At 41.3% G+C, this 10,086-nt stretch carries 12 protein-coding genes; 10 read left to right on the forward strand and 2 right to left on the reverse strand.

The window, feature by feature from the left end:
* Positions 1–277, reverse strand: a 277-nt coding sequence (locus VF500_RS18185; protein WP_330861041.1) for a twin-arginine translocation signal domain-containing protein, incomplete at its 3' end; no start/stop codon positions are given.
* 357 nt (positions 278–634) lie between these two features.
* On the opposite strand from VF500_RS18185, the gene ubiE reads away from it, so the two are divergent.
* The 6 genes from ubiE to VF500_RS18215 all read left to right on the forward strand — a co-directional run bounded on the left by ubiE (position 635) and on the right by VF500_RS18215 (position 5,474).
* Positions 635–1,366 (forward strand): bifunctional demethylmenaquinone methyltransferase/2-methoxy-6-polyprenyl-1,4-benzoquinol methylase UbiE, encoded by a 732-nt coding sequence (gene ubiE, locus VF500_RS18190; protein ID WP_208864852.1) that lies wholly within the window; start codon positions 635–637, stop codon positions 1,364–1,366.
* Positions 1,363–2,097, forward strand: coding sequence for an outer membrane beta-barrel protein (locus VF500_RS18195; protein ID WP_330861042.1), 735 nt, complete (start codon positions 1,363–1,365; stop codon positions 2,095–2,097). Before ubiE ends, VF500_RS18195 begins: the two co-directional genes overlap by 4 nt.
* 382 nt (positions 2,098–2,479) lie before the next feature.
* Positions 2,480–3,238: an SDR family oxidoreductase gene (locus VF500_RS18200; RefSeq protein WP_330861043.1), complete on the forward strand. Its 759-nt coding sequence runs from the start codon at positions 2,480–2,482 to the stop codon at positions 3,236–3,238.
* A gap of 130 nt (positions 3,239–3,368) precedes the next feature.
* On the forward strand, positions 3,369–3,818 hold the full coding sequence (locus VF500_RS18205) for a GatB/YqeY domain-containing protein (RefSeq protein ID WP_330861044.1): 450 nt from the start codon (positions 3,369–3,371) through the stop codon (positions 3,816–3,818).
* A gap of 219 nt (positions 3,819–4,037) precedes the next feature.
* Positions 4,038–4,811, forward strand: coding sequence for an alpha/beta hydrolase (locus tag VF500_RS18210; RefSeq protein WP_330861045.1), 774 nt, complete (start codon positions 4,038–4,040; stop codon positions 4,809–4,811).
* Positions 4,812–5,474 (forward strand): CBS domain-containing protein, encoded by a 663-nt coding sequence (locus VF500_RS18215; RefSeq protein WP_330861046.1) that lies wholly within the window; start codon positions 4,812–4,814, stop codon positions 5,472–5,474.
* 89 nt (positions 5,475–5,563) lie between these two features.
* Here the strand turns inward: VF500_RS18215 and VF500_RS18220 are convergent, their stop codons facing one another.
* Complete coding sequence (locus VF500_RS18220; protein WP_330861051.1) at positions 5,564–6,226, reverse strand: helix-turn-helix transcriptional regulator; 663 nt, start codon at positions 6,224–6,226, stop codon at positions 5,564–5,566.
* Positions 6,227–6,500: 274 nt separating this feature from the next.
* Here VF500_RS18220 and VF500_RS18225 point away from each other — a divergent pair, with 274 nt between their 5' ends.
* From VF500_RS18225 to VF500_RS18240, 4 genes are all read left to right on the forward strand, one after another.
* The gene (locus VF500_RS18225) at positions 6,501–7,382 is read left to right on the forward strand and encodes an NAD kinase (RefSeq protein ID WP_330861047.1); all 882 of its coding nucleotides are present in this window, start codon (positions 6,501–6,503) and stop codon (positions 7,380–7,382) included.
* A 9-nt stretch (positions 7,383–7,391) separates the two neighbouring features.
* The gene (locus VF500_RS18230; protein WP_330861048.1) at positions 7,392–8,177 is read left to right on the forward strand and encodes a DUF6089 family protein; all 786 of its coding nucleotides are present in this window, start codon (positions 7,392–7,394) and stop codon (positions 8,175–8,177) included.
* A 174-nt stretch (positions 8,178–8,351) separates the two neighbouring features.
* Positions 8,352–8,870: a biopolymer transporter ExbD gene (locus VF500_RS18235; protein ID WP_330861049.1), complete on the forward strand. Its 519-nt coding sequence runs from the start codon at positions 8,352–8,354 to the stop codon at positions 8,868–8,870.
* Between the two features lie 382 nt (positions 8,871–9,252).
* Positions 9,253–9,993 carry an isoprenyl transferase gene (locus VF500_RS18240; protein WP_330861050.1) on the forward strand — a complete coding sequence of 247 codons (741 nt, stop codon included), beginning with the start codon at positions 9,253–9,255 and terminating at the stop codon, positions 9,991–9,993.
* Positions 9,994–10,086: the final 93 nt, after the last annotated feature.

The following is a 10,086-nucleotide window of genomic DNA, read 5'->3' on the forward strand; positions in this document are numbered from 1 at the left end:
CTTTAAGCCTGCCGTCGTACAAATCGCACACGGCTACCAGTTTCACGCCGGGCACCTGCAGGGCGGTGATGGTATCTTGGGTACCCATACCACCTGCGCCAATGAGGGCAATGTTTACCTGGTCGTTAGGGCTGTTGCCCACAAGGCGTTTCTGGATAGAAAAAGTTTTGGCCTGGCTTTGGCTGGCTAAAAGGCCTGATCCGGCAGCTACGGCCGCGGTTGCAGTGGTTAGTTTTTTAATGAAACTACGGCGCGAGGATTCTTGTTCGTCTTTCATAAGGATAAGGAAACAAATTTTAAATGTGATTTGCCGGGATGTACCGGCTACAATTGGTTTTTAAAAATAATGAATTGACTTAACATTTACATAATTAGGGCAACTTAATATCGGGCTATTAACTTCCTGGCGTATAGTTGACTCACCCGGTCTGCGCTTCGCTGGACCACCCTCTCTCCGGCTTCGCCGCAACGAGGGTAAACGAAATGAAAAATTTAATCCCTTCTTTGCGAAGCAGAGAGGGGTGACGAGCGCAGCGATGTCGGGGTAAGTAAACTTGTCAGCCCTGTTTCAGTATTCATTTTCGCCTGTCTTAATATTAAAGCATTCAGCATACAATCACTATCTTTGCCCGCGATGAGCAAAACCATAACACCGTACCATGACGAGCAGGCTACCAAAAAAGAGCAGGTGGCAGATATGTTTAACAACATCTCAAAAACATATGATTTTCTGAACCACTTCATGTCGCTTGGTATTGATATCATCTGGCGTAAAAAAGCCATCAACGAATTAAAGAACGACAAACCAAAGCTGATCCTGGATGTTGCTACCGGTACCGGCGATTTTGCTTTTGAGGCGCTATCTATCCTGAAGCCTGAAAAAATTATCGGTGTTGATATTTCAAGGGGAATGCTTGACATTGCCGAGCAAAAAATAGCTAAGCGTGGTTTAGGTGATAAGTTTGGTGTAAAACTTGGCGATTCGGAAAAATTACCATTTGAGGGTGCGGAGTTTGACGCAGTAACGGTTGCTTACGGTGTTCGTAACTTTGAAAACCTTGAAAAAGGCCTTGCTGATATCAACCGGGTACTAAAACCGGGCGGAAAAGTGGTGGTGCTTGAGTTTTCGAAGCCCAAGGCATTCCCGATAAAGCAGTTGTATAACTTTTATTTCAGCTATATTACCCCCGGTATCGGAAAGTTGTTTAGTAAAGATGCAAGGGCTTACAGTTATTTACCCGAGTCGGTAGCAGCTTTTCCTGACGGACAAACTTTTGTCGCCCTGATGGATAAAGTAGGTTTTAAAAATACCAAATGCCGGCCTTTAACGTTTGGTATCTGTTCAATATACACCGGTATTAAATGATTATAAACCGTTACCTGCTTGTAGTTGTACTTATTTTTAGCAGCAATTTATTGTTTGCTCAACGCGTACCTGCATGGGGTGGCGGCGCCGATCAGCAGGACCTGAGTTTTGGTTTCAGCTTCACTTATGTAAGCACCGACTTCAAGATTATTAATCAGCCCGGGTTTCGTAATGCATTTTTGGATGAGAATGGTGTGCAGGTTAAAGGTCCGCTTAATAGTATCAGTTCCAAAAGTACACCGGGTTTCGGCGTAGGTTTTTTGACAAGATACAGGATCACCGAACATTTGGAGGTACGTACCACACCGTCATTAATTTTTGCCGACAGGGCTCTGCATTATTCTTATGTTGATCCATCGGAAGACGTGGACAAAAAGGTACAAACCACATCCGTAGACATTCCGCTGCAATTAAAACTAAAATCAGACAGGCTGGGCGACTTCAGGGCCTACGTGGTAGGCGGCCTGAAATATACCCAGGCCATAGGCTCCAAGAAAAACTCAGATGCCAATCTTGATCTTTCAGAAAAACTGGTAAAAAATGTAGGCGGCTTTGCTTCGTACGAAGCAGGGATAGGTTGTGATATCTATTTTGAATTTTTTAAGCTCTCGCCCGAGATCAAGATCTCCAATTCATTGGGAAACGTGCTGATGCGCGAAAATAATCCTTATTCTGCACCGCTTAGCAGATTGGGGTTGCATACCATTATGTTCAGTTTGATTTTTGAGTAGAGGCTTAACTATTCGTTGCTGATTGTTTCTCGCAAAAGCGCTAAGATGCAAAGTTTTTTTTCTTTCTTGCGCTCATTTATAATGAGTGCTAAAAATGGGTTTGCGTTTTTAACGCAATAGATGATTCCGTTTGGTTGTTATTGCGTGGAGCACGGTAAACTCACCCGATCTGCGCCTCGCTGGATCAACCTTTCTCCGGCTTCGCCGCAAAGAGGGTAAGAAAAATATAAAATATTGAAAGCCCCTCTTTGCGAAGCAGAGAGGGGTGACAAGCGCAGCGACATCGGGGTGAGTAAAATTTGCCTCCAAAAACATCCTTACCCACAACCGACAAAATTTCAAACTAAAAAACATAATTTCGCTGTTTAGAGTTATCAAACCTATGAGTAAAATTGCTTTAATTACAGGAGCTACTGCCGGCATTGGCGAGGCATGTGCGCACGTTTTTGCCCGCGAGGGATATGACCTCGTATTAACCGGTCGCCGGTTGGAGCGGTTGGAGAAACTGGCCAAGCACTTGAATGATAAATATAATGTAGAGGTTGCAGTTTCATCATTTGATGTACGTAACCGTGAGGATACCATCAGCAACCTGGAAGCATTGCCCGAAAAATGGAAAAAAGTAACGGTACTGGTTAATAACGCCGGTTTAAGCCAAGGGCTTGATCCTATTCAAAATGGTAATATTGATGATTGGGGAACCATGATCGATACCAACATTAAAGGCCTGCTGTACGTAAGCAGGGTGGTATCTAACTGGATGATTGCAAATGGTAAAGGCCATATTATAAACCTGGGTTCAATTGCTGGTAAAGAAGTTTATGCCAACGGAAACGTATATTGTGCTACCAAACATGCTGTGGATGCCTTGAATAAGGGTATGCGGATCGATCTTTTACCTCATGGCATTAAGGTTACCGCGATACACCCGGGCGCGGTGGAAACTGAGTTTTCGGAAGTACGCTTTAAAGGGGATAAGGAAAGGGCTAAAAAGGTGTATGAAGGCTTTGAACCATTGCAGGCCGATGATATAGCCGAAACCATCTGGTTCATTGCATCGCGTCCGGCACATGTTAATATCAACGATATATTGATCATGCCAACGGCGCAGGCAAATGCTGGTACTATATTCAGGGGGTAGTGAGTCGGAAAGTCCGAAAGTCGGTGAAGTCCGAAAGCCGGAAAAGATAGAACGGGCTTATATATTATCAAATTGAAAAGAAAAACTTCCGGACTTTCCGACATCGGACTTCCGGACTAACATAAAACATATGTCATTAATTACACAAATAGACCAGGACATTAAACTGGCCATGCTTGCTAAGCAGGCAGATCGTTTACAGGGATTACGTGCAATCAAGTCGGCTTTGCTTTTAGCTAAGACGGAAAAAGGCGCTGCCGATGAACTTACCGAAGAGGCAGAGGTCAAGGTTTTGCAAAAGCTGGTAAAACAACGCAAGGAGTCGGCCGATATCTATAAAGAACAAAACCGCGACGATCTTTACCAGGTTGAGATAGGCGAAATGCTGGTTATAGAAGAGTACCTTCCGCAGCAAATGAGCAAGTTTGAAATTGAAGGATATCTGGAAGAACTTATTGGCAGGATTGGTGCAACATCGGTAAAAGATATGGGCCGCGTAATGGGTATGGCCAGTAAAGAACTTGCCGGCAAGGCCGATGGTAAAACAATATCAGAGGTGGTTAAACAGTTATTGGGTTAAGCTTTTAGCATTTAATTATTGCTAAGCTTTTTAAACACTAATGTTGAATTAATGTTAAGCTATTTAATAAAAGCTTAACATTACTACATTGATAAATAATTGCTATACTTGCTAAATGTCGTTCGTAATAAACTAATTTTACAGCGGAATAACGGGAATTTGTACTGAAAGCGATTTTGGTATAAGCTAATTTTGAAAAATTAATTTTTAATATTTTATATGGAGTTCGTGCTTAAAGAGGAACACGGTTTTAGTTACATCGATGAGGGCGAAGGAGAGGTGCTGTTACTGCTGCATGGTTTAATGGGGGCTTTGAGCAATTGGGATGGTGTTATTAATGAGTTTAAATCAAAGTACAGGGTTATTATCCCAATACTACCTGTTTATGACATGCCGCTGATCAGTACAGGGGTAAAAAGTTTATCGAAATTTGTACATAAGTTTATAAAGTTTAAAAAGCTTAGTAATATTACTTTGCTGGGTAACTCGCTTGGCGGGCATGTGGCCTTAGTATATTTAACCACACATCCCGAAAACATAAAGGCGCTTGTTTTAACCGGTAGCTCGGGATTGTATGAAAATGCTTTTGGAGGTTCGTTCCCGCGCAGGGAGAGTATTGATTTTGTACGCGAAAAAGTGCAGTTTACTTTTTATGATCCGGCTATAGCCACTGATGACCTGGTGCAGGATGTGTTTCAAACTATTAACGACAGGCACAAGGTGATCCGTTTGCTGGCAATGGCAAAATCGGCCATCAGGCATAATATGAAAAAAGATCTGCATAAGATCACTATTCCGGTATCTTTGATATGGGGACGCAATGACAAGATCACCCCGCCAGAGGTAGCCGTTGAGTTTAATGAACTACTGCCCGATTCAGAGCTGCACTGGATTGATAAATGCGGTCATGCCCCTATGATGGAGCACCCGGAAGAATTTAATGTTTTACTTAAGCAGTTTTTAGCTAAATTAGAGACCAAAGTAAATGCATAAATGATAGCACTTGACCTGATAGCTGACTCGATACCGCCGGTACACACTTCTGATACCATTCAGAAAGTGCTTGACCGTATGGTGGAGTTTCGCCTCAGGCATTTGCCTATTGTTAACGAAGAGCAGTTTTTAGGTCTTGTTGCCGAGGATGACCTGATTGGCGAAAATGACTATCAAACGCCTATAGGCGCACTGGCGCTTTCATTGGTTAACCCGTACGTACTGGAGGAACAGCATATTTATGATGTTATCCGCCTGTTTTATGAGCAGCAGCTTACCGTTGTTCCTGTGCTTGATGCCAAAAGCAATTATCTTGGCCTGATATCCATTAATGCTATTACAGAGTATTTCGCTCAAATAACTTCGGTTTCGCAGCCGGGAGGCATTATTGTGCTGGAGATCAGCAATAAGAATAATTCGCTGGCGCACATGGCGCAGATAGTTGAGTCGGATAATGCGCAGATCCTGAGCTCCTATGTTCAATCCTTTCCCGATTCAACCCGGATGGAGGTTACGCTTAAAATCAACAAGCAGGATATTTCGGCCATAACGGCCAGTTTCCTTCGGTACGAGTATGATATCAAGGCTACCTTTAACCATACCGATGTCAACGATACCACCCGCGACAGGTATGATTCGCTCATGAATTACCTTAACTTGTAGTCTTAAGTTCTAAGTCTTAAGCCTTAAGTCGTAACTTTTCAATAGCAAAATTTTGAATGTGAGACATTGGACGGGTTCCAACTTTAGTCTTAAACCAAATTATACGCTTGTGCAAACCGCACGGCGTCATAATTGTTTTTTAACCGCAGCTTGTTCTTAATGTTTTTACGATGCGTTTCGGCTGTGGCAGGGGCGATGAATAGTTTTGCGCCAATTTCTGCCGAGCTCATGCCCATGGCAATGTATTTCAGGATCTCTTTTTCGCGCCGGGTAAGGGTTAGGAACAGCAGGTTGTTTTTTCGTAAAAATGAAATGTCATCCATAAGCCGGTTCACTTTGGTGGTTATATGATGAACCGGGTCCAGCATGCTGGCTAAAGTTAAAATGTGCGTGGCGTCACCGGCTTCGTTGCGGGCAAAAACTTTAGTGTTACTTACAAACAGCTGCCAATCTGCATGCTCCGATGAGCGGGCCTGTTGAAAATAAGATACCTGTTCCTGGGTACGGCTTTTTATAAGGTGCAGTATCTTAGGCACATACTCGTCGCTGTCTTCGGTATTGAAATATTTTAGATGATATGTTTCCGGGCCCATGGCCTTCAGTTCATCAAGCGTGGTACCCAATATATTAAGGCCTACACTGTTCATATATACAATTTGCAACGTTTCAACCTCATGAATTATCAAAGCAGAAGGAAGCTCATTAGCAATTGACTGTATATCGGATAGTTTTTGGGTAAAGGTTTGATCCATCAATAAAATAACCGTTGTTTAAATGTATTAAGGTAGGGCAAAGTAGTTAAAATTAATTATTTTTCCTTGAAGTTATTTATCTGTTAAAGCAATTAAATTGGTTTTATTCAGCTATTTAGGCAAACAATAGCACATGGTTTGTCATTATAGGGAGGTATGTTGTTTGATAGGTGCATCGGGCGTCAATTGTAGTGTTTGGGTTATGCCGGTATTAATTATTTATACCTTGCTGCATTAATGTACTTTCAAAGTTCGATATTCGCTTTTTTAAAAAATGAAAATAGCAGTTTACGGCAGGCCATTTAACGAACCATCTGTTTTACCTTTTGTACAGCAGGTTTTTGATAACCTTGCACAGCATGGTGTTGATATTTATGTGCACCAGCAACTTCACGAATACTTACAGGATAAATTACCCACAATACAATATAATGTGTTGCGTCCGGCCGAAACTTTAAAAGGCTTTATTGATATTTTTATAACCCTTGGGGGCGATGGTACCCTGCTTGATATGGTTACCGTGATTCGCGATTCGGGGATCCCTATTATCGGTATCAATTTTGGCCGCCTGGGCTTTTTGGCCAGCGTCAATAAAAGTGATATTACTGCTGCCATTCATGCGGTAGTGAACAGACAGTTTACCTGCGATTGCCGCGAACTGCTTACTGTCGATTCGAATCCTAATGTTTTTGGCAGCAATAATTTTGCACTTAATGATGTAACCATCCATAAGCGCGATGATGCGGCTATGATCATAACGCATGTGTTTTTGAACGACGAGTTTTTAAACTCATACTGGGGCGATGGTATTATCATCTCCACATCAACCGGCTCAACGGCTTATTCGTTAAGTTGCGGCGGCCCTATTATTTTCCCGCAATCAAACAGCATAGTGGTAACTCCGGTATCGCCCCATAACCTTAATGTGCGGCCTATTGTGATCCCTGATACCAGCAAACTTTGTTTTGAGGTGGAAAGCCGGAGCGCCAATTATATCATTTCGTGCGATTCGCGAACGGAGGTTTTAGATCAAACAGTTAAGTTTCATGTGCAAAAAGCCAATTTTCAGTTAAATTTAATTAGGCTTAGTAATGAAAGTTATTTAACTACGTTAAGGAATAAACTGCTTTGGGGCCTTGATGCCCGTAATTACTAAATTTGATTGATGCCTAAAGTTTTACTTCTTACGATACTCTTGTTTTTTACTTATCAGCTGCAGGCCCAAACCTGGGAAATTGGCGGATCGATAGGAGGGGCGGGTTATATTGGCGATCTTAATCCTAATAACCCCGTTAAAATAAGCGGTGTTTCGGCAGGTATCTTTGGCAAAAGAAATTTCGACGGCTATTTTTCGGCTAAACTGAACGTTGGCGTTGGCAACATTGCAGCTTATGACAGCCGTTCAGGTAGCCCTCAATTTCGAGATCGTAACCTCAATTTTAAAGATCAATTACGTGAGGTTAGTCTTACCGGCGAATTTAACTTCATGAATTATATCCCCGATGCCGGGCGAAACAAATACACACCTTATATATTTACTGGTATTGGCGTTTCTTCTTATGCGCCACGTGCGCAGGATTTTAACGGACGTGATTTTGGCTTAAGGCAGCTAAAAACCGAAGGCCAGGCTAAACCTTATGGTAATAACACTGTTGTAATTCCTTATGGTTTAGGTATTAAATATAATTTATCAGGTAAATTTACTGTCATGGCCGACCTGGGCTACCGGTATACTTTTACCGATTACCTTGATGATGTGAGCGGTGTATATGCCGATAAAAGTAAGATGTCGGCGCTTGCAGCAGCACTTTCTGACCGTTCTGGAGAAAAGACCGGTAATTATATCGGTACTGTTGGTTCCCAGCGTGGCGATTTCAAATCACATGATACTTATTTCTTCCTCAATTTTACTATCTCATTCACTTTTGTAACCTCCAACTGCTATTACTAATTGGTATGGTATGTAATTGCAGCGTGTAAGCGTTGTGGAATTATTGTGTCTTTTTGGATAATAAAACAATATTTAATTCGTTTTTAAATTGAAATACAATATTTAATTCTGTTTATTTATTGTATTTGCTAATTTAGTATTGCTATTAATTGTTAACCTTAAATCTTTAAAGTCATGGCCGAATTAAATTCATCTCCCCAAAATGGCGGCGGAAAGTACAAACGCAAAAAAATAAATGCCCGTGTTGATCTTACTGCAATGGTCGATCTGGCCTTCCTGCTCATTACCTTTTTTATCATGACCACCACGCTGGCTAGACCAAAAGCTATGGATTTGGCCATGCCTGTAGGAAAAGAAGATGAACCTGTAGGAGCCAGTCGTACGTTAACTGTGTGCCTGGGTAAGGACAATAAGGCTATATATTTTTTAGGTGAACTAAAAAATCCGATTGTAGCACCTTCGGTAACAGATTTTAGCGCCAATGGTATCCGTAAAGCCATCATCGAAACTAATAAAAAGGTACATGATAAAACAGGCAAAAGCATGATAGTACTGGTAAAACCAAGTAATAGATCGCAATACAGTAATTTGGTGAGTACGCTTGATGAACTGGCAATTACCGGTATCCAGCAATATGCAATAGTTGATATTATGCCCGAGGATGTTGACGCGCTTAAACAAAAAGGGATATAAAAGTGTAACGCAATTGTAAGCAAATTTAAAGGCTGATTTTTGAGGCCGGCAGCTTTCATTATCAAACAGATAATGGCTGCCGGCCTTTTTATTTTAATGGCCTTTAAACTAAATATTATGAAAAATCATGGTTTTGATAGCTGTTTAGGCAGTTTTAATATATTATTCGCAATAACATTTTCTTTTGGTGTGGGATACTAAAAAAATACAAAGTAAGTTTTACCTTTGTACCCTGAAAAATCCGTCAATTTGCGTGACAAAAATGGCAGATACAGGTTAATTATAATTGATTAGTCTAACAACCGAAGATAGCAGACCATCATATTGATGAAAAATTTTACACAATTGTGTTTGTACCGGGTGGCTTTTGATAATGAGTAATATGGATTATTTGAATCAGATTGATTTGTCGAAACTACCGCAGCATGTAGCTATCATCATGGATGGCAACGGGCGCTGGGCAAAAGGCAAAGGCAAATTAAGGATATTTGGCCATCATAACGGTGTAACATCTGTAAGGGATGTTGTTGAGGGGGCCGATAAATTAGGTATTAAATATATCACCTTATATACATTTTCATCCGAAAACTGGAACCGCCCCAAGCTGGAGGTTATGGCGATCATGGAGTTGATGGTAAGTACCATTCATAAAGAGGTTCCCGGATTTATGAAAAATAACATCAGGCTTAATGCCATCGGCGATCTGGAAACGCTGCCCGAAAGGTGTCTTCGCGAACTTAATAATGCTATTGAAACAACGGCTGGTAACACTGGAGTGGTGCTTACGCTGGCTTTAAGCTATAGTTCGCGCCGTGAAATTGTAAGTGCTGCAAAAAATATCGCCATAAAAGTAAAAAATGGCGAGCTGGATATAAACGATATTAATGAAGAGGTTTTTGAACAAAACCTTTTTACTGGCGATATGCCAAACCCCGAACTGCTGATCAGAACCAGTGGTGAATACCGTATAAGTAACTATTTATTGTGGCAAATTGCTTACGCCGAGTTGTATTTTACAACTAAACTATGGCCCGATTTCAGGAAGGAAGATCTGTATGAAGCAGTGATTGATTTCCAGAAACGCGAGCGCCGTTTTGGCTTAACAAGTGAGCAGGTGAACTAAATTTTTACTTTTAACAAATTTTAACAACTGTATAAATTATTTTTAGCCCACTAAAATATTCGAATGTATAAATTTCTTTTTGCTATTCTTTTC

The organism is Mucilaginibacter sp. (assembly GCF_036383575.1).
Classification (GTDB): Bacteria; Bacteroidota; Bacteroidia; order Sphingobacteriales; family Sphingobacteriaceae; genus Mucilaginibacter.

Excerpts from the sequence above, each read along its gene's own strand:
- ubiE (WP_208864852.1), top strand. The coding sequence starts at position 635 with ATGAGCAAAACCATAACACCGTACCATGACGAGCAGGCTACCAAAAAA.
- VF500_RS18195 (WP_330861042.1), top strand. The coding sequence starts at position 1,363 with ATGATTATAAACCGTTACCTGCTTGTAGTTGTACTTATTTTTAGCAGC.
- VF500_RS18200 (WP_330861043.1), top strand. The coding sequence starts at position 2,480 with ATGAGTAAAATTGCTTTAATTACAGGAGCTACTGCCGGCATTGGCGAG.
- VF500_RS18205 (WP_330861044.1), top strand. The coding sequence starts at position 3,369 with ATGTCATTAATTACACAAATAGACCAGGACATTAAACTGGCCATGCTT.
- VF500_RS18210 (WP_330861045.1), top strand. The coding sequence starts at position 4,038 with ATGGAGTTCGTGCTTAAAGAGGAACACGGTTTTAGTTACATCGATGAG.
- VF500_RS18215 (WP_330861046.1), top strand. The coding sequence starts at position 4,812 with ATGATAGCACTTGACCTGATAGCTGACTCGATACCGCCGGTACACACT.
- VF500_RS18220 (WP_330861051.1), bottom strand. The coding sequence starts at position 6,226 with ATGGATCAAACCTTTACCCAAAAACTATCCGATATACAGTCAATTGCT.
- VF500_RS18225 (WP_330861047.1), top strand. The coding sequence starts at position 6,501 with ATGAAAATAGCAGTTTACGGCAGGCCATTTAACGAACCATCTGTTTTA.
- VF500_RS18230 (WP_330861048.1), top strand. The coding sequence starts at position 7,392 with ATGCCTAAAGTTTTACTTCTTACGATACTCTTGTTTTTTACTTATCAG.
- VF500_RS18235 (WP_330861049.1), top strand. The coding sequence starts at position 8,352 with ATGGCCGAATTAAATTCATCTCCCCAAAATGGCGGCGGAAAGTACAAA.
- VF500_RS18240 (WP_330861050.1), top strand. The coding sequence starts at position 9,253 with ATGGATTATTTGAATCAGATTGATTTGTCGAAACTACCGCAGCATGTA.